The organism is Pseudomonas putida (assembly GCF_028682455.1).
GTDB classification, from domain to species: Bacteria; Pseudomonadota; Gammaproteobacteria; order Pseudomonadales; family Pseudomonadaceae; genus Aquipseudomonas; species Aquipseudomonas putida_AA.
Genome location: NZ_JANHLD010000004.1, coordinates 152633 through 171176, shown reverse-complemented (window position 1 = coordinate 171176; position 18544 = coordinate 152633). Strand labels below are relative to the sequence as shown.

At 63.4% G+C, this 18544-nt stretch carries 15 protein-coding genes; 10 read left to right on the top strand and 5 right to left on the bottom strand.

Annotated elements, in window-relative coordinates; genetic code table 11:
• Window positions 1-138: 138 nt before the first annotated feature.
• From NPS58_RS23835 to gap, 4 genes are all read right to left on the bottom strand, one after another.
• A complete protein-coding gene (locus NPS58_RS23835; protein ID WP_274117725.1) occupies window positions 139-2733 on the bottom strand; it encodes a TonB-dependent receptor in 2595 nt (864 codons plus the stop codon).
• 117 nt (window positions 2734-2850) lie between these two features.
• Entirely contained in the window at window positions 2851-3813 is a 963-nt protein-coding gene (locus NPS58_RS23830) for a FecR family protein (RefSeq protein WP_274117724.1), read from the bottom strand.
• A gap of 69 nt (window positions 3814-3882) precedes the next feature.
• The gene (locus tag NPS58_RS23825; RefSeq protein WP_274117723.1) at window positions 3883-4401 is read right to left on the bottom strand and encodes an RNA polymerase sigma factor; all 519 of its coding nucleotides are present in this window, start codon (window positions 4399-4401) and stop codon (window positions 3883-3885) included.
• A gap of 174 nt (window positions 4402-4575) precedes the next feature.
• On the bottom strand, window positions 4576-5577 hold the full coding sequence (gap, locus tag NPS58_RS23820; RefSeq protein WP_274117722.1) for a type I glyceraldehyde-3-phosphate dehydrogenase: 1002 nt from the start codon (window positions 5575-5577) through the stop codon (window positions 4576-4578).
• A gap of 268 nt (window positions 5578-5845) precedes the next feature.
• On the opposite strand from gap, the gene edd reads away from it, so the two are divergent.
• The 10 genes from edd (at window position 5846) to NPS58_RS23770 (ending at window position 17664) form a co-directional block, all read left to right on the top strand.
• Window positions 5846-7672, top strand: coding sequence for a phosphogluconate dehydratase (gene edd / locus NPS58_RS23815; protein WP_274117721.1), 1827 nt, complete (start codon window positions 5846-5848; stop codon window positions 7670-7672).
• Complete coding sequence (locus NPS58_RS23810) at window positions 7669-8640, top strand: glucokinase (RefSeq protein WP_274117720.1); 972 nt, start codon at window positions 7669-7671, stop codon at window positions 8638-8640. The genes edd and NPS58_RS23810 overlap by 4 nt, the downstream gene beginning before the upstream one ends.
• 78 nt (window positions 8641-8718) lie before the next feature.
• Window positions 8719-9417, top strand: coding sequence for a response regulator (locus NPS58_RS23805; RefSeq protein WP_274118250.1), 699 nt, complete (start codon window positions 8719-8721; stop codon window positions 9415-9417).
• 43 nt (window positions 9418-9460) lie between these two features.
• Window positions 9461-10855 (top strand): ATP-binding protein, encoded by a 1395-nt coding sequence (locus tag NPS58_RS23800; protein ID WP_274118249.1) that lies wholly within the window; start codon window positions 9461-9463, stop codon window positions 10853-10855.
• Between the two features lie 144 nt (window positions 10856-10999).
• Complete coding sequence (locus NPS58_RS23795; RefSeq protein WP_274117719.1) at window positions 11000-12262, top strand: ABC transporter substrate-binding protein; 1263 nt, start codon at window positions 11000-11002, stop codon at window positions 12260-12262.
• A 104-nt stretch (window positions 12263-12366) separates the two neighbouring features.
• Window positions 12367-13275, top strand: a complete 909-nt coding sequence (locus NPS58_RS23790) for a carbohydrate ABC transporter permease (RefSeq protein ID WP_274117718.1) — start codon at window positions 12367-12369, stop codon at window positions 13273-13275.
• Complete coding sequence (locus tag NPS58_RS23785) at window positions 13268-14113, top strand: carbohydrate ABC transporter permease (RefSeq protein ID WP_274117717.1); 846 nt, start codon at window positions 13268-13270, stop codon at window positions 14111-14113. The genes NPS58_RS23790 and NPS58_RS23785 overlap by 8 nt, the downstream gene beginning before the upstream one ends.
• A 6-nt stretch (window positions 14114-14119) precedes the next feature.
• Complete coding sequence (locus NPS58_RS23780) at window positions 14120-15277, top strand: ABC transporter ATP-binding protein (protein WP_274117716.1); 1158 nt, start codon at window positions 14120-14122, stop codon at window positions 15275-15277.
• A gap of 52 nt (window positions 15278-15329) precedes the next feature.
• Window positions 15330-16676 carry a carbohydrate porin gene (locus NPS58_RS23775; RefSeq protein ID WP_274117715.1) on the top strand — a complete coding sequence of 449 codons (1347 nt, stop codon included), beginning with the start codon at window positions 15330-15332 and terminating at the stop codon, window positions 16674-16676.
• 133 nt (window positions 16677-16809) lie between these two features.
• On the top strand, window positions 16810-17664 hold the full coding sequence (locus tag NPS58_RS23770; protein WP_274117714.1) for a D-hexose-6-phosphate mutarotase: 855 nt from the start codon (window positions 16810-16812) through the stop codon (window positions 17662-17664).
• Here NPS58_RS23770 and hexR read toward each other — a convergent pair.
• On the bottom strand, window positions 17657-18517 hold the full coding sequence (hexR, locus tag NPS58_RS23765) for a DNA-binding transcriptional regulator HexR (protein ID WP_274118248.1): 861 nt from the start codon (window positions 18515-18517) through the stop codon (window positions 17657-17659). The genes NPS58_RS23770 and hexR overlap by 8 nt on opposite strands.
• Window positions 18518-18544: the final 27 nt, after the last annotated feature.

The following is an 18544-nucleotide window of genomic DNA, read 5'->3' as shown; positions in this document are numbered from 1 at the left end:
TGCGAAGTGGGCGTGCCTAGTGACTAGACGAAACAGAAGGCGTGCGACAGTAAAAAAACCAACGCAATGGTGGTTGTACTGGCCTCTCGCGGGGCAAGCTCGCTCATACAGGAGCGGGCCTGCCCCGCGACGCTTCTATTAAATGTCCCAGACCAGGTTGATGGCGAAATTGCGACCCGGCATGGTCAGGCGATCAAGATTGGCGGGCGACGTCACAGCGGCCTCGCCCAGGCCGTCGTAGCCACGCACGTCATCCCACTGCCAGTATTTCTTGTCGGTCAGGTTGTACAGGCCGGCATTGACGGTGAGGTCGTCGGTGACCTTGTAGAAACCGGCCAGGTCAAGCACACCGTAGCCCGGCGTGCGGAACTGCTTGCTGGTGCCGTCGGGGGCGAAGAAGGTGGTGTCGTCGACACGGTCCTTGCGCTTGACCAGGGTCCAGCTCAGCAATGCACCGTACTGCTCTTGCTCATAGCCCAGGCCCATCACGGCGGTCAGCGGGTTGACGCTGTTGAGCGGCTGGCCGGTGTCGTCGTTGCGGCCACGGGCATAGGCGATCGAGCCCTGGGTGTACAGGCCTTGTGCGGCACCGAAGTGATCCAGGTTCAGGCGACCCTTGAACTCGGCGCCCTTGATGGTGGCGTGCTTGATGTTGTTGGCTTCGAAGGTCTGGCCCAGGTTGCTGCCCTGCACGGCGTCTTCGTTGATGAAGTCGCGGTACTTGTTGTAGAACACCGCCACGTCGAAGTTGCCGGCGTCGAAGTTGCCACGCAGGCCGGTCTCGTAGCTTTTGCTCTTTTCCGGCTCAAGGTCGGAATTGCCGCGCACGCTGTAGCCCAGGCCGGGGTTCTCGAAGCGACCATAGAGCGACTTGGCGGTTGGCGTGCGGAAGCCTTCGGCGTACTGGCCGTACCAGGTGTAGTTGTCGTTGAAGGCGTAGGTCACGCCGAACTTGGGCGATACCCGGTTCCAGGTTTTCTCGTCCTCGTCGACCGGGTCGGTGCTCGACGCCCCGATGCCACGCAAGAACTCGTCAGTCATGTGCGGCTTGAGCTGGGTGTAGTCGTAGCGTACGCCCGGCAGGAAGGTCCACTGGTTCCAGCGGATCTCGTCCTGGGCGAACAGGCTGTAGGTGTTGACGGTGGGGTCCGGGAAGTCGCTGACCAGCGCCTGGCTGTCGTTGACGCTGACCTGGCCGATGGCGCGACACGTTCCACCGACGTTCAGGCAAGTGCCGGTACCGCTGCGTGAACCTGTGACCTTCTCGTTCTTGAGTGTGGTGCCGTAGGTCAGCAGGTGATCGGTTTCGCCGACGCTGAAGGCTTTGTCCAGCTGTGCGTCGAAGACCCACTGGCGGTCCTTGTAGGTGGTCTTGCGGTCACGGGCGACCTGGCGACCGGAGGCGAAGTAGATCTCATCGGTACGCTGGTCGGTCTTGCCGATCTGGTAGTTCAGGCTCCACTTCATGTTGTCGGCCAGCACGCTGCCCAGGGCGAATTCGTGATTGATGCCGAAGCGCTCGCGGGTAACCACGTCGTTGCCGGTACGGTCGCGGTAGGAGTTCATGGCACCGAAGCCGGGGATGAACGGCCCGCCCACGGCGCTCTTCTGGTCCAGGTCGCGGTCATCCTTGTATTTTTCGTAGGTGAAGGCCAGGCGCGAGTCGTCGGCGTAGTTCCAGCCGGCCTTGGCCAGGATGTTGGTGGTGCGCACGTCTTCGGGGTTGGCTTCGGTACGCTCGAGACCGGTGCCGCCGTGGCTGCCGTAGGACTCGGTCTCATGGCCATTGCGCTGGCTCAGGTGCAGCAGGCCGTCGAAGTCGCCCTGGCGACCGGCGACGGTCGCCGAGTTCAGCCAGCTTTCGTCCGCCGAGCTGTAGCCGGTTTTCAACCGTGCACCGACGTCCTTGCCGGGCTTGATGATGTCGTCGGGGTCGAGGGTGAAGTAGCTGACCGCACCGCCGATGGCGTTGCTGCCGTACAGCACCGAGGCCGGGCCACGGAGGATTTCCACGCGCTTGACGATTTCAGGGTCGACGTAGTTGCGCTGGGTCTGGGCGTAGGGGCCGAAGAAGAAGCTGTCGGGTATCGACACGCCGTCGATCTGGGTCAGCACCCGCTCACCGTCGATGCCACGGATGTTGTAGCCGTTCAGGCCGCTGCGCTGGCCGGTACCGCTGACCGAGACGCCGGGCTCGTAGCGCACCAGTTCCTTGATGTCGTTGACGTTCTGGCGGTCCAGTTGCTCGCGGGTGTGCACGCTGACGGTGCTTGGCACCTGGCTGATGTCCTGGGCGCTACGGGTGGCACTGACGGTGATCTGTTGCAGGGCGATGGCAGAGGAGGCGCTGCGCTCGATCACCACGTTGCCGCTGCCCAGGGTGCGGTAGCTCAGGCCGGTACCGGCCAGCAGGCGCTTGAGCGCGGCCTCGGGCTTTAGCGAGCCTTGGACGCCTGGCGAGGCCACGCCTTCGGCCAGTTCGGCAGACAGTCCGACCTGCCAGCCGGTGACCGCAGTGAAGGCATTGAGGGCCGAGACCAGCGGTTGCTGGGCAATGGCAAAACGGTAGTCACCCATGCGTGGCGCAGTGGCCTGGGCAGGTTCGGCGGCCAGGGCCGGCAGGCTGCAGGCACCGCTGGACAGCAGGGCCAGAGTCAGCAGGGAGAGCGTGCAACGCTGCAGGCCGGGTTTACGTGAAGTGTCTGAAGACCGACGAGTAGAACCAGTGGACATCGAAAGCGCTCCCTGTCGCGCGAAGTTATAGGTATCACTGACTCAAAAATAAGAATCAGTTGCATTGGCTATAACGAGACGTTTCGGTTCAGGGAATCGCGTAAAAATAGTTTCAGGTCAGTTGATGATGACCACGGCGGGAAATTCGTGCAGTTGCGCCGAGGTGATATGGGCCAGGGCGCGCAAGGTCTCGATGGGTTGGTCGAGGCGGTAGTTGCCGGTGACCGCGACCTGCTCCAGGCGCTCGTTGCGCGAGATGATCAGGCCGGGGTAATAGCGGCGAATCTCGGCCAGCACCTGTTCAAGCGGGCAGTTTTCGAAAATCAGCCGGCCATGGACCCAGGCCAGGTCTTTTTGGGTATCGACCCGTTCGCGCTGGCCAAAGCCGTTCGGGCCGATGCGGATGCTGTCGCCGCTGGACAGGCGGATGTGCTGGTCGCTGCTTGCGCGTAGATCGACATCGCCACGCTGGACGCGAACCTGGGCCTCGCCGTTGAGGTAGCGCACGGCAAAGTCGCTGTCGCGCACGCTGGCGCGCATGGGGCCGGCCTGCAGTTCAAGCGGCTGGGCCGTACCGGCGGGCACTTCGAAGAACGCCTCGCCCTGATAGAGACGGGCGACACGCTGGCGGTTGTCGATATCGCTGGAAAACGCCGAGTTGGTGTTGAGCAACACCTTGGAGCCGTCTTCGAGTTGCAGGCGTTGGCGCTCACCGACCACGGTCAGGTGATCGGCCTGCAGGCGCATCGGCACATTGCCGACGGTAAACACCCCGATCAGCAACACGGCGGCGGCCGACAGCGGCTTCCAGTGAGGACGCAGGCGGGCCAGGCGCGAAGGGCGGCTGGCCTGGGCAATCTGGCTGGCGGCCTGGCGCAGGGTATCGCCCTGCCACAGGGCCTCGGCCTCGACATACGCCTGTGCGTTGGCCGGATCGGCCTCCAGCCAGGCTTCGAAGGCGAGCGTGTCTTCGGGCGTGGCGCATTGCAGGCGAATCAACCAGTCCAGGGCCTGGTCCATGGCACTGTCGCAGGCAGCCGAATCTGGCGGCGAAGGGCGATGAGGGGCGCTATCGGTCACGGAGAATCCTGGGTGGTCTTGTAATTGTTTTTAATGATCAAGTGTTACGGCACGGCTGGCAAGCCACCGTCAGTCGCGGTTAAGGCGATTGGCGACGCCAACACAGATGGCCATGATCAGTTTCAGTTCCTTCTGAACCGTGCTGGCGGAAACGTTGAGCTGTTCGGCGATTTCCAGGTAGCTGGCGCCATGCAGTCGGCTGAGGATGAAAATGCGCTGCTGGCGCGGGGTCAACTGACCCAGGCTGACACTCAGGCGCTTGAGCAGCTGCTCTGCATGGGCGGCGTCTTCGGCGCTGCTGCTGGGGGCGGCAACGTTGTGCAGGATTTGATCGGGGACATCATCGACCAGATTGCGGGCCTGGGCCCGGCGCGCGCGCAAGTGGTCCAGGGCCAGGTTGCGGGCGGTCTGGAAAACGAAAGGCTCGAGATGCTCGATGGGCCGCTCGCCGAGGGCGCGCGTGACCCGCAGGTAGGTCTCCTGCAGCAGGTCTTCGGCGGTGCTCGGGTTATCGACCATGCGCTGCAGGGTTCGCAGCAGGCTGACCCGCTGGGCAAGGAATACAGTGTTGAACTGGGACTGGCTCACAGCGATACCCGGGCAATGCGAAGCGAATGATAATGCTTATCATCTGTGCCCAGGTCAAGCCCGGAGTACCGCGTTGGAGCGGGCTTGACCCGCGACAGGGCTATCCAGGCAACACAGAAGCGCTGGTTGTACTGGCCTGTCGCGGGGCAAGCCCGCTCCTAGAGCAAACCCGGCCTAGCGGGCGCTGCACAGTGCCAGGCAGTTATCCAGCATGCGGTTGGAGAAGCCCCATTCGTTGTCGTACCAGGCCAGTACCTTGAGCATCCGGCCGCTGGTACGGGTGTGGTTGGCGTCGAAAATAGATGACAGCGGGTTGTGGTTGAAGTCGCACGACACCAGCGGCAGTCTGTTGTAGCCCAGCACCCTGGAATGCCGGCTGGCCTCCTTGAACAAGGCGTTGACCTCGTCGGCCGTGGTCTCGCGCGCAAGGTTGACGGTGAGGTCCACCAGCGACACGTTGATCACCGGCACGCGCACCGCCATGCCGGTCAATTTGCCGGCCAGCTCCGGCAGCACCAGGCCCACGGCCTCGGCCGCGCCGGTCTTGCTAGGGATCATCGACTGGGTGGCCGAGCGGGCCCGGAAGGGGTCGCTGTGGTAGGCGTCGGTCAGGCTCTGGTCATTGGTGTAGGCGTGGATGGTGGTCATCAGCCCTTGCTCGATGCCCAGTTCGCGGTGCAGCACCTGGGCCAGTGGCGCCAGGCAGTTGGTGGTGCAGGAGGCCGCCGAGATGATCTGGTGCGAAGCGCGCAGGATATCGTGGTTGACCCCATACACGATGGTCGCATCGGCGCCTCTGGCCGGTGCCGAGATAATGACTTTGCCCGCGCCGGCAGTAAGATGGGCGGCTGCCTTGGCCCGGTCGGTGAACAGCCCGGTGCATTCGAACACTACATCAATGGCTTCGGCCTTCCACGGCAGCTCAGCCGGGTTGCGGATGGCGCTCACGGCAATGCGGTCGCCATTGACGGTCAGGCTTTCATGATCGGATTCGACGTCGGCAGCAAAGATGCCATGGACGCTGTCGTACTTGAGCAGATGGGCATTGATCGCGCTGTCACCCAGGTCGTTGATCGCGACGACCTGCAGGTCCTGGCGGTAGCCTTGGGTATAGAGTGCGCGAAGGATGTTGCGGCCAATGCGGCCAAAGCCATTGATTGCGATACGAAGGGTCATGGAGCTACCTCTGGCAGACCGGGTGAAGCCCGTGGCGAATGAAGAATTGCTTCACTGCATCTGATTTTGTTGTTGGAATTACAAGATTATTCGTAAAAAAATAGAAAACAAGCCTTTTTGCTGGCAGTATTTTGTTCAATCTACAACGAGCGATCGGCCAAGCCGTCCCTCCCACACCACTCGCCCCTGCCTTTGAGCCTAGGTGGCGATTGCTGATAAGGGAAACGGCCGCAGAGGTCGCAATCACCGATAGCCTGGAGTCCAGTACATGCATCCGCGCATTCTTGAGGTCACCCAACGGCTGATCGACCGCAGTCGCCCCACCCGCGAACGCTACTTGCAGTTGATACGCGGCGCTGCCAGCGACGGGCCGATGCGCGCCAAGCTGCAATGCGCCAACTTCGCCCACGGTGTGGCTGGCTGTGGCACCCAGGACAAAAACAGCCTGCGGATGATGAACGCGGCCAACGTCGCCATCGTCTCGGCCTACAACGACATGCTCTCGGCCCACCAGCCCTACGAGCACTACCCCGAACAGATCAAGCAGGCGCTGCGCGACATTGGTTCGGTCGGTCAGTTCGCCGGCGGTGTGCCGGCCATGTGTGACGGCGTCACCCAGGGCGAACCGGGCATGGAACTGGGCATTGCCAGTCGCGAAGTGATCGCGATGTCCACGGCCATTGCCCTGTCGCACAACATGTTCGATGCCGCGCTGATGCTGGGGATCTGCGACAAGATCGTGCCCGGCCTGTTGATGGGGGCGCTGCGCTTTGGCCACCTGCCGACGATCTTCGTGCCGGGCGGGCCGATGCCCTCGGGTATCTCCAACAAGGAAAAAGCCGACGTGCGCCAGCGCTACGCCGAGGGCAAGGCCAGCCGCGAAGAGCTGCTGGAGTCGGAAATGAAGTCTTACCACAGCCCGGGCACCTGCACTTTTTATGGCACCGCCAACACCAACCAGTTGCTGATGGAAGTGATGGGCCTGCACCTGCCGGGGGCATCGTTCGTCAACCCGTATACGCCGCTGCGCGACGCCCTGACCATCGAGGCGGCGCAGCAGGTCACGCGCATGACCAAGGCCAGCGGCGATTTCATGCCGCTGGGCGAGATCGTCGATGAGAAGTCGTTGGTCAACTCAATCGTGGCCCTGCACGCCACCGGTGGTTCGACCAACCATACCCTGCACATGCCGGCGATCGCCCAGGCCGCCGGCATCCAGCTCACCTGGCAGGACATGGCCGAGCTGTCCGAGGTGGTGCCGACCCTGTCCCACGTGTATCCGAACGGCAAGGCCGACATCAACCACTTCCAGGCGGCCGGAGGCATGGCCTTCCTGATTCGAGAGCTGCTCGATGCCGGGTTGCTGCATGAAGATGTCAACACCGTGGCCGGTCACGGCCTGCGCCGTTACACCCAGGAGCCCTTCCTGGACGCAGGCAAGCTGGTGTGGCGCGAAGGCCCCCGCGCGAGCCTCGATGAAGCCATTCTGCGCCCCGTGGCGCGGCCGTTTTCGCCTGAGGGTGGGCTGCGGGTGATGGAAGGCAACCTTGGCCGCGGGGTGATGAAGGTGTCTGCCGTGGCTCCCGAGCACCAGGTGGTGGAAGCCCCAGCGCGGGTCTTCCACGACCAGCAGGCACTGGCGGATGCCTTCCAGGCGGGTGAGCTGGAATGTGATTTCGTTGCGGTGATGCGCTTCCAGGGCCCGCGCTGCAACGGCATGCCTGAACTGCACAAGATGACCCCGTTCCTGGGCGTTCTGCAGGACCGTGGCTTCAAGGTGGCGCTGGTGACCGATGGGCGCATGTCGGGCGCCTCCGGGAAGATTCCGGCGGCCATTCACGTGTGTCCGGAAGCCTTCGATGGCGGGCCGCTGGCGCGGGTGCGCGATGGCGATATCGTGCGCGTCGATGGGGTTGCCGGCACCTTGTCGGTGAAGCTCGACGCTGCAGTGTTGGCCGACCGCGATATCCCCGCCGCGCCCACCGGCAACGACCTGGGCTGTGGCCGGGAACTGTTCGGCTTCATGCGTATGGCGCTGAGCCCGGCCGAGCAAGGCGCCAGCGCCTTTACCTCGGCCCTGGAGACCCTCAAATGACGCGTGCCCTGGTCGGTGATATCGGCGGGACCAACGCCCGCTTTGCCCTCTGGGAAAACGACGCCATGCACTCGGTACAGGTGTTCGCCACGGCCGACTACACCAGCCCGGAACAGGCCATCGGCGCCTACCTGGCGGCCCGGGGCCTGGCCAAGGGCGAGCTCGATGCCGTTTGCCTGGCCGTGGCGGGGCCAGTGGGCGGTGACGAGTTCCGCTTTACCAATAATCACTGGCGACTCAGTCGCCAGGCGTTCTGCCAGACCCTGCAGGTCAAGCACCTGCTGTTGATCAACGACTTCACCGCCATGGCCCTGGGCATGACCCGATTGCAGGCCGGTGAGCGCCGCGAGGTGTGTGCCGGGGTTGCCGAAAGCGGCCGGCCGGCGGTGGTGATCGGCGCCGGTACGGGGCTGGGCGTGGGTACGCTGCTGGCGCTGGGCGACGGGCGCTGGATGGCCTTGCCCGGCGAGGGCGGGCATGTCGACCTGCCGGTGAGCACGCCGCGCGAGGCGCAGATCCATCAACAGATTGCCCGTGAGACTGGCCATGTCAGCGCCGAGACCGTGCTCAGTGGTGGTGGCCTGTTGCGCCTCTACCAGGCCATCTGCGCACTGGACGGGCAGCCGGCAACCTTGCAGGGCCCGGCGGCGATCACCGATGCCGCCCTGGCCGGCGAGCCGGTGGCGCTGGCGGTGATCGAGCAGTTCTGCCGCTTTCTGGGCCGCGTGGCGGGCAACAATGTGCTTACCTTGGGTGGGCGCGGTGGGGTGTACATCGTTGGCGGTGTGATTCCGCGGTTTGCCGAACTGTTTTTGCGCAGCGGGTTTGCCGAAAGCTTTGCCGACAAGGGCTGCATGAGCGGTTACTTCAAGGGGGTGCCGGTGTGGCTGGTGACGGCCGAATTCTCCGGGTTGCTCGGGGCAGGCGTTGCCTTGGCGGGGGCGGGTTTGCCCGGTGACGCGGCTTGACGCTCAGATCGCTTTCGCGGGGCAAGCCCGCTCCTACATTGACCAGCCGGGAGTCAACGCGTGAGTAAGTCGATACTGATGGTCGACGACGATCAGGAGATTCGCGAGCTGTTGCACGCCTACCTCAGCCGTGCCGGTTTCCAGGTCAGCGCCGCAGCCGACGGGCGCAGCTTTCGCCAGGCCCTGGATGGCGGCGAGTGGGACCTGGTGATCCTCGATGTAATGCTGCCCGACGAAGACGGCTTCAGCCTCTGTCGCTGGGTGCGTCAGCACGGGCGCCTGGCCCAGGTGCCGATCATCATGCTGACCGCCAGCTCCGATGAAGCCGACCGGGTGATTGGCCTTGAGTTGGGGGCCGACGACTACCTGGGCAAGCCCTTCAGCCCGCGCGAGCTGCTGGCGCGCATCAAGGCCTTGCTGCGCCGCGCCGGGTTCGGCCAGGAGCGCAACGGGGGTGATGTACTGGTGTTTGACGAGTGGCGCCTGGATACCATCAGCCACCGCTTGTTTCACCGCGACGGCGAAGAGGTGATTCTCTCTGGCGCCGACTTCGCCTTGCTCAAGCTGTTTCTCGATAACCCGCAGCAGATCCTCGACCGTGACACCATCGGCAACGCCACTCGCGGGCGCGAGCCGATGCCCCTGGACCGTATCGTCGACATGGCCGTCAGCCGCTTGCGTCAGCGCCTGCGCGACACCGAAAAGCCGCCACGGCTGATCCGCACCATTCGCGGCAGCGGCTATCTGCTGGCGGCCAGCGTTGCGCCCGCGCACTGAGCGGCGCCGGCGCCTGCCACTGCCGCGTTCGCTGCTGGGGCGCATGCTGCTGTTGACCTTGCTGGTGGTGCTGCTGGCCCAGGGTTTGTCGAGCCTGATCTGGCTGTCGCAGCTGCGCGCCAGTCAACTGGAAGGACTGGTAGCCAGTGCCCGCAGCCTGGCCCATTCGATGAGCGCCAGCGTCAGTTACTTTCGCTCGCTGCCCGTGGCCTATCGGCCCATGGTGCTGGACCAGTTGCGCAACATGGGCGGCACGCGCTTTGTAGTCTCGCTCAATGACAAACCCCTGCAGATGCAGGAACTGCCGTCTACGCCGCGCAAGCAGGCAGTGATCAATGCCGTCGACGAAGTGCTGCACCAGCGCCTGGGCCAGCAGCTGGAAATCTCGGTGAAGTTCGTCAGCCCGCAGGACCTGCGTATCTTCAACAGCGGCCTGAAGCTCGATGAACTGCCACGCTCCTGGGCGCACTATGCCTTGACCCTGGAGCCGATCAATCCGCCGGTGCTGGTGATGCAGATTCACCTGGGCGAAGGCGAGTGGCTCTACATCGCCTCGCTGCTGCCCGAACCCTACACCAGCCTGGAAGAGCAGGAGCTGCCGGCCCAGCAGGTGTGGTTCATTCTGCTGACCAGCTCCTTCCTGCTGCTGTTCATCGGCTTGCTGGTGCACTGGCAGAGTCGTCCGCTCAAGCGCCTGGCCCTGGCCGCGCGGGAGATGTCGCTGGGCGCCGAGGTCGAGCCGGTCACCGAAGGCGGTGGCAGCGAGGTGGAGGAGGTGGCCCGTGCCTTCAATGCCATGCGCGAGCGCATCAGCCGCTACCTGACCGAGCGCAGCCAGTTGTTCAGCGCCATTTCCCATGACTTGCGCACACCGATCACCCGCTTGCGCCTGCGGGTCGAGCTGCTCGATGACGAGGCCGTACAGGCTAAATTCAGCCGCGACCTGGACGAGCTGGAAATGCTGGTCAAGGGTGCCCTGCAATGCGTGAAAGACACCGACATCCACGAGAACATCGAACGCATCGACCTGAACCAGGTGCTGGAGTGCCTGGTCGAGCCGTACCTGAGCAGCGGCCGGATCACCCTGGAGGGGCGAGCCATTGCGTCCTATCCGGGCAAGCCGCTGGCGCTCAAGCGCTGCATGGGCAACCTTATCGACAACGCATTGAAGTACGGCGAGCGTGCGCACCTGCGGGTGATCGACACTGACAGCGGGTTCGTACTGCAGGTCGACGACGAGGGCCCCGGCGTACCCGAGCAACGCCTGGAGCAGGTGTTCGAACCGCATTTTCGCCTGGCCGGGCAGCAACAGGGCTACGGGCTGGGCTTGGGGATTGCGCGCAATATCGCCCATAGCCATGGCGGTGAAGTGAGCATGCGCAACCTGCGCGAGGGCGGCTTGCGGGTGACCTTGAGCTTGCCGCGCAGCAGTGAGTGAATCGCTGGCACGGCCAATGTCACCAGTTGGTGACATTCGCGCATCCCTTCGTTACGTCGCCTTGGCCAGCCGCTGTTTAGACTCCGATGCAAGCGCAAGCAGGATGACTTGCACCTGCATAACAACAAGAAAAGGTTCCCTCACATGAATGCGATCCATCGCCTCGCCGCTGTCATTTCCTTCGCCTCGTTGTTGCCCCTGGGCGCTGTCGCTGCCGATGCCGGAACGGTTGAAGTGCTGCACTGGTGGACCTCCGGTGGCGAAGCCAAGGCCGTCGAAACGCTCAAGGCACAGGTGCAGAAAGACGGTTTCGTCTGGAAGGACAACGCCGTGGCCGGCGGCGGCGGTGCCGCTGCCATGACCGTGCTCAAGACCCGTGCCATCTCCGGCAATCCACCGGCCGCGGCGCAGATCAAGGGCCCGGACATCCAGGAGTGGGGCGCACTGGGCTTGCTGACCGAGCTCGACGAGGTGTCCAGCGCCAACAACTGGGATGCGCTGCTGCCCGGGAAGGTGGCCGAGATCATGAAGTACGACGGTCACTACGTGGCCGTGCCGGTGAACATCCACCGGGTCAACTGGCTGTGGATCAACCCCGAGGTGTTCGAAAAGGCCGGGGCCAAGGTGCCGACCACCCTGGACGAGCTCTTCGCTGCCGCCGACAAGCTCAAGGCCGCAGGCTTCACGCCCCTGGCCCATGGTGGCCAGCCCTGGCAGGACAGCACCGTGTTCGAGGACCTGACCCTGAGCATCCTCGGGCCCAAGGGCTATCACGCCGCCTTCGTCGATCTGGACGAGGCTACCTTGACCGGCGCGAAGATGGTCGAGGTGTTCAAGACCCTGCAGCGCCTGGGTACCTACATGGACCCAAACCGCGCCGGGCGTGACTGGAACATTGCCGCTGCCGAGGTCATCAACGGCAAGGCCGGCATGCAGATCATGGGCGACTGGGCCAAGAGCGAGTGGACCGCAGCCGGCAAGGTCGCGGGCAAGGATTATCAATGCGTGGCGTTCCCCGGCACCCAGGGCAGCTTCGCCTACAACATCGACTCGCTGGCGATGTTCAAGCTCAAGAACGCCAATGACATCAAGGCCCAGAACGACCTGGCCAAGGTCGCCCTGGAGCCGCAGTTCCAGACCGTGTTCAACCAGAACAAGGGCTCGCTGCCGGTGCGCCAGGATATGGACATGAGCCAGTTCGACGCCTGCACCCAGAAGTCGGCCGTGGACTTCAAGGAAGCCGAGAAAGGCGACGGCCTGCAGCCGAGCATGGCCCACAACATGGCCACCTCCCTGGCGGTTCAGGGGGCGATTTTCGATGTGGTGACCAACTTCCTCAACGATCCCAAAGCGGACCCAGCGAAGGCGGTCAAGCAGCTGAATTCGGCGATCAAGTCGGCCAAGTGATGGGCTGAATCCGTGGGGTTGGGCTTCGCGGCCTCTACCCCACCGTCATGGTCCCCCTGTAGGCGCGGGCTTGCCCCGCGATTGCCCCCACACGAGAACTCCTGATGAGCACTGTTGCGATCCTCAACAAGGCCTCGCCCTTCGACGCCCTGCAACGCTGGCTGCCCAAACTGGTGCTGGCGCCGAGCATGCTGATCGTCCTGGTGGGCTTCTACGGCTACATCCTCTGGACCTTCGTCCTGTCGTTCACCAATTCAAGCTTCATGCCCAGCTACAAGTGGGTAGGCCTGGCGCAGTACGCGCGGCTGATGGAAAACGACCGCTGGTGGGTAGCGAGCAAGAACCTGCTGCTGTTCGGCGGCCTGTTCATCGCCATCAGCCTGGTGATCGGTGTACTGCTGGCAGTGCTGCTCGACCAGCGCATTCGCCGCGAAGGCTTTATCCGTACCGTCTACCTGTACCCCATGGCGCTGTCGATGATCGTCACCGGCACCGCCTGGAAATGGCTGCTCAACCCTGGCCTGGGCCTGGACAAGATGCTGCGCGACTGGGGTTGGGAGGGCTTTCGCCTGGACTGGCTGGTGGACCCGGACCGGGTCGTCTACTGCCTGGTGATTGCTGCGGTGTGGCAGGCCTCGGGCTTTGTCATGGCGCTGTTCCTGGCCGGGCTGCGCAGCGTCGATCAGTCGATCATCCGCGCAGCGCAAGTCGATGGTGCGAGCCTGCCGAGCATCTACCTGCGCATTGTGTTGCCCAGCCTTCGCCCGGTGTTTTTCAGCGCGCTGATGATCCTCGCCCACATCGCCATCAAGAGTTTCGACCTGGTCGCGGCCATGACTGCCGGTGGACCAGGCTACGCCTCGGACCTGCCTGCGATGTTCATGTACTCCTTCACCTTCAGCCGTGGGCAGATGGGCATGGGTTCGGCCAGCGCGATCCTGATGCTTGGCGCGATCCTGTCGATCCTGGTGCCTTACCTGTATTCGGAACTGAGGAACAAGCGCCATGACTAGATCCCTGGCTCCCCGTTCATTCTCCTTCAGCCGCCTGGCGATCTACTCGACGCTGCTGCTGGCCTGCGCGCTGTACCTGATTCCGCTGATCGTGATGCTGCTGACCAGCTTCAAGTCGCCGGACGACATCCGCACCGGCAACCTGTTGAGCTGGCCGCAGATGATCACAGGCATCGGCTGGATCAAGGCCTGGGACATCGTCGGTGGCTACTTCTGGAACTCGGTGAAGATCACCGTGCCGGCGGTGGTGATCTCGACCCTGCTGGGCGCCTTGAACGGCTATGTATTGTCGATGTGGCGCTTTCGGGGCTCGCAGCTGTTCTTCGGGTTGTTGCTGTTCGGCTGCTTCCTGCCGTTCCAGACCGTGCTGCTGCCGGCCAGCTTCACCCTCGGCAAGCTGGGACTGGCCAGTACCACCACGGGGCTGGTGCTGGTGCACATCGTCTATGGACTGGCCTTCACCACGCTGTTTTTTCGCAACTACTACAGCAGCGTGCCGGACGCCCTGGTGCGGGCGGCGCGGCTGGATGGGGCGGGGTTCTTCACCATCTTCGGGCGGATCCTGCTGCCGATGTCGGTACCGATCATCATGGTCTGCCTGATCTGGCAGTTCACCCAGATCTGGAACGACTTTCTCTTCGGTGTGGTCTTCGCCAGTGGCGATGCCCAGCCGATCACCGTGGCCCTGAACAACCTGGTCAACACCAGCACCGGGGTCAAGGAATACAACGTCGACATGGCGGCGGCGATGATCGCCGGGTTACCGACCCTGTTGGTCTATGTGCTGGCTGGCAAGTATTTCCTGCGCGGGCTCACGGCCGGCGCGGTCAAGGGGTGAATCACAATGGCAACGCTTGAACTGCGCAACGTCAACAAGACCTACGGCAGCGGTCTGCCGGATACCCTGAAGCACATCGACCTGTCGATTGATTCGGGAGAGTTCCTGATTCTCGTGGGACCTTCCGGCTGTGGCAAATCGACCCTGATGAACTGCATTGCAGGGCTCGAACAGATCAGCGGCGGTGCGATCCTGGTGGACAACGCCGACATCAGCGCAATGAGCCCCAAGGACAGGGACATCGCCATGGTGTTCCAGTCGTACGCGCTGTACCCGACCATGAATGTGCGCGACAACATCGCTTTTGGCCTGAAGATGCGCAAGATGCCGACGGCGGCCATCGACGAAGAAGTGGCGCGGGTGTCCAAGCTGCTGCAGATCGAGCACCTGCTCAAGCGCAAGCCCGGCCAGCTTTCCGGCGGCCAGCAACAGCGGGTGGCCATGGGCCGGGCACTGGCGCGGCGCCCGAAGATCTACCTGTTCGACGAGCCGCTGTCCAATCTCGACGCCAAGTTGCGGGTGGAGATGCGCACCGAGATCAAGCTGATGCACCAGCGCCTGAAGACCACCACGGTGTATGTCACTCACGACCAGATCGAAGCCATGACCCTGGGCGACAAGGTGGCGGTCATGAAGGATGGCCTGATCCAGCAGTTTGGAACCCCGCAACAGATCTACAACGATCCGGCCAACCTGTTTGTCGCCAGCTTCATCGGCTCGCCACCGATGAACTTCATTCCCCTGCGTCTGCAGCGCAAGGAGGGCCGCCTGCAGGCGTTGCTCGACAGTGGCCAGGCCCGATGCGAACTACCCTTGGGGATCAGTGATGCGGGCCTTGAGGAGCGTGACGTGATCCTCGGCATTCGCCCCGAGCAGATTGCCCTGGCGCCGGCCCAGGCCAATGGCCTGCCGGGCATTCGCGCCGAGGTGCAGATCACCGAACCCACCGGCCCCGACTTGCTGGTGTTCGTCACCCTCAACCAGACCAAGGTGTGCTGCCGGCTGGCGCCGGATGTACCCACCCGGGTCGGTGACATCCTTAACCTGCAGTTCGATCCGGCGCGGGTGCTGTTGTTCGATGCAGCCACGGGCGAGCGCCTGGGCGTGAAGGTCGAGCCGCAGCGGGCAGGGAAAGACAACGTCGCCCAGTTCAAGGGCCGCTGAATTCGTTGTAGATCGCAAACCCATCGAGAACAATAAAACGAGGAAACAAGGGATGGATCACTTCAAGCACATTTTGCCGCTGGGCTCGCTGACCCTGCTGGTGGCCCTGGGGGCTAGTGGTGGGGCGCAGGCAGCCGGCGCCTTTGCCCCGGAGTCGAAATGGATGAGCGGCGACTGGGGCGGTACCCGCACCGAGCTGCTGGAGAAGGGCTACGACTTCACCCTGGACTACGTCGGTGAAGTGGCCGGCAACCTCGATGGCGGCTACAACGACGACAAGACCGCGCGCTACAGCGACCAGTTCGCCCTTGGTGCGCACCTGGACCTGGAAAAGATCCTCGGTTGGCATGACACCGAGTTCAAGCTGGCGATCACCGAGCGTAGCGGGCGCAACCTGTCCAACGACCGCATCAGCGACCCGCGTGCCGGCCAGTTCAGTTCGGTTCAGGAAGTGTGGGGGCGTGGCCAGACCTGGCGCCTGACCCAGATGTGGATCAAGCAGCAATACTTCGATGGAGCGCTGGACGTCAAATTCGGCCGCTTCGGCGAGGGCGAAGACTTCAACAGCTTTCCCTGCGACTTCCAGAACCTGGCGTTCTGCGGCTCCCAGGTGGGCAACTGGGTGGGTGGCATCTGGTACAACTGGCCCGTGAGCCAGTGGGCGCTGCGGGTCAAATACAACCTTGCGCCTGAGTTCTTTGCCCAGGTCGGCGTGTACGAGCAGAACCCCTCGAACCTTGAGACCGGCAACGGCTTCAAGCTCAGTGGCAGCGGTACCAAGGGCATGATCCTGCCGGTGGAACTGGTGTGGTCGCCCAAGGTCAACGCGCTGCCGGGCGAGTACCGCCTGGGCTACTACTACAGCACCGCAAAGGCCGACGATGTGTTCGACGACGTCAACGGTCAGCCCCAGGCCATTACGGGCAACGACTTCAAGTCGCATTCCAGCAAGCATGGCTGGTGGGTTGTCGCCCAGCAGCAGGTGACCGCGCACAACGGCGATGCCAGCCGTGGCCTCAGCCTGTTTGCCAACTTCACCGTGCACGACAAGGCCACCAATGTGGTCGACAACTACCAGCAGGTGGGGATGGTCTACAAGGGCGCCTTCGATTCGCGGCCCAAGGATGACATCGGCTTTGGCGTGGCCCGCATTCACGTCAACGATGACGTCAAGGACCGGGCCGAACTGCTCAATCAGCAGAGCGGCATCAATGACTACGACAACCCGAACTTTGTCCCGATCCAGGAAACCGAGTACAACGCCGAGCTCTATTACGGCTTCCACGTGACCAACTGGCTGACCGTGCGACCCAACCTGCAGTACGTCAAGCGCCCGGGTGGCGTGGACGAGGTGGACAACGCGCTGGTCGCAGGCTTGAAGATTCAGTCGTCGTTCTGAGGCAATATGTTGTAAATTTACGCCATATTGCGGCCGACAAGCCGCCAATCGCTGGCAAGCCAGCTTCCACGAAGGCTGTGGGATCGGGCTTGCCAGCGATGAGGCCCTCACTAACAACAAGAGTTTCCACGTCATGCCCGAGCACCCGCTACATCGCTTCTTCACCTCGCAAAGGCCCAGGCCGACTTTCGAGTGGGAGCGTTATCAGCAGCGTGATGTGCTGATCATCGATCACCCCCAATGCCAGGCGGCCTTCAGTCGCCAAGGCGCGCAGTTGCTGCACTTTCAGCCCACCGGCGAGCGCCCGTGGCTCTGGTGTGCGGCGCAGTGGCCGCAGGTCGGTGCCATTCGCGGCGGCGTGCCGGTGTGCTGGCCCTGGTATGGTCGCCATCCCAGCGAAGACATGTGGCCGGCCCACGGCTGGGCCCGCCTGCTCGACTGGAAGCTGATCGACAGCAGCGAAGACGAAGAGGGCGTGACCCTCAAATGGCGCCTGCAGCTGTGGGACTGGCAAGTGGACCTTACGGCGCGGCTGGGGCAGCGCATGGAGCTGCGGCTCAGTACCGAACATCAAGACAGCCAACCTTGTCAGTTGAGTCATGCTCTGCTGGCTTACTGGCGTATTAGTGACGTTGCTGAGATAGCGCTATCTGGGCTCGAAAACATTGAGGGGTACGACCGATTGAACCGGCAGGCCTGTCGCCAGAAAGGTGCGCTCAAGGTTCACGGTGGCTGTCAGCGGGTGTTCCCCAATGCGGCGACCGTGCAACTGCACGACCCGGCCTGGCAACGTCAACTGTGCATCGATACCGGTGACAGCGAGGACACCGTGGTCTGGCATCCGGGCAGCCGACCCTTGATGGGCGTCAGCGGCAGTGAAACCTTGGGGTTCGTTTGTGTCGAGGCGGCCAGCGGCAGCAGTGACAGCCTGAGCCTGGCGCCGGGTGAACAGGCACACCTGCGATTGCAGGCGCACCTGCTCAGTTGAGGTCGTCGTCGATCGGATAACGGCTGGCGTTGAGGCTTTCCTTGATCTTGCGCAGGTGCGGCTGGAAGTCGACGCCGCGGCGCAGGGTCATGCCGGTGGCCAGTACGTCGAGTACGGTCAGCTGGATTATGCGCGAAGTCATCGGCATATAGATGTCGGTGTCTTCGGGCAGCGGGATGTTCAGGCTAAGGCTGCAGGCCTTGGCCAGGGGCGAGTCGGCTGCGGTCAGGCCGAGTACCGATGCGCCGTTTTCCCGGGCCAGGCGTGCCACCTCGACCAGTTCGCGGGTACGGCCGGTGTAGGAGATGATCACGAACAGCTCGCCGGTGTGGGCGACCGAGGCCAGCATGCGCTGCATCAGCACATCGGCGTGCGCGGACACCGCGAGGTTGAAGCGGAAGAACTTGTGCTGGGCATCCAGGGCCACCGGGGCCGAGGCGCCGAGGCCGAAGAAGTGGATCTGGCGGGCCTGGATCAGCATGTCGACCGCACGGCTGATCAATTGTGGATCGAGTTGCTGGCAGGCGCTGTCCAACGAGGCGATGGCGCTTCCGAAGATTTTCTGGGTATAGGAGGCCGGATCGTCGTCGGCTTCCACCGCCCGGCTGACATAGGCGGCACCGCTGGCCAGGCTTTGCGCCAGCTGCAGCTTGAGCTCGGGGTAGCCGCTGACGCCGAACGAGCGGCAGAAGCGGTTGACGGTCGGCTCGCTGACCTTGGCGGCCTGGGCCAGGGCGGCAATGCTGAAGCGGGTGGCTTGCTGGGGGTTGAGCAGGATGACTTCGGCGACTTTGCGTTCGGCCTTGTTCAGCTCTTCGAGGCGTCCCTGGATCTGCTCCAGGAGGTTTCGCACACGGTCCATGGGTATATGTCCTTGGGT

Excerpts from the sequence above, each read along its gene's own strand:
- NPS58_RS23835 (WP_274117725.1), bottom strand. The coding sequence starts at position 2,733 with ATGTCCACTGGTTCTACTCGTCGGTCTTCAGACACTTCACGTAAACCC.
- gap (WP_274117722.1), bottom strand. The coding sequence starts at position 5,577 with ATGACCCTTCGTATCGCAATCAATGGCTTTGGCCGCATTGGCCGCAAC.
- edd (WP_274117721.1), top strand. The coding sequence starts at position 5,846 with ATGCATCCGCGCATTCTTGAGGTCACCCAACGGCTGATCGACCGCAGT.
- NPS58_RS23810 (WP_274117720.1), top strand. The coding sequence starts at position 7,669 with ATGACGCGTGCCCTGGTCGGTGATATCGGCGGGACCAACGCCCGCTTT.
- NPS58_RS23805 (WP_274118250.1), top strand. The coding sequence starts at position 8,719 with ATGGTCGACGACGATCAGGAGATTCGCGAGCTGTTGCACGCCTACCTC.
- NPS58_RS23800 (WP_274118249.1), top strand. The coding sequence starts at position 9,461 with ATGCTGCTGTTGACCTTGCTGGTGGTGCTGCTGGCCCAGGGTTTGTCG.
- NPS58_RS23795 (WP_274117719.1), top strand. The coding sequence starts at position 11,000 with ATGAATGCGATCCATCGCCTCGCCGCTGTCATTTCCTTCGCCTCGTTG.
- NPS58_RS23790 (WP_274117718.1), top strand. The coding sequence starts at position 12,367 with ATGAGCACTGTTGCGATCCTCAACAAGGCCTCGCCCTTCGACGCCCTG.
- NPS58_RS23785 (WP_274117717.1), top strand. The coding sequence starts at position 13,268 with ATGACTAGATCCCTGGCTCCCCGTTCATTCTCCTTCAGCCGCCTGGCG.
- NPS58_RS23780 (WP_274117716.1), top strand. The coding sequence starts at position 14,120 with ATGGCAACGCTTGAACTGCGCAACGTCAACAAGACCTACGGCAGCGGT.
- NPS58_RS23775 (WP_274117715.1), top strand. The coding sequence starts at position 15,330 with ATGGATCACTTCAAGCACATTTTGCCGCTGGGCTCGCTGACCCTGCTG.
- NPS58_RS23770 (WP_274117714.1), top strand. The coding sequence starts at position 16,810 with ATGCCCGAGCACCCGCTACATCGCTTCTTCACCTCGCAAAGGCCCAGG.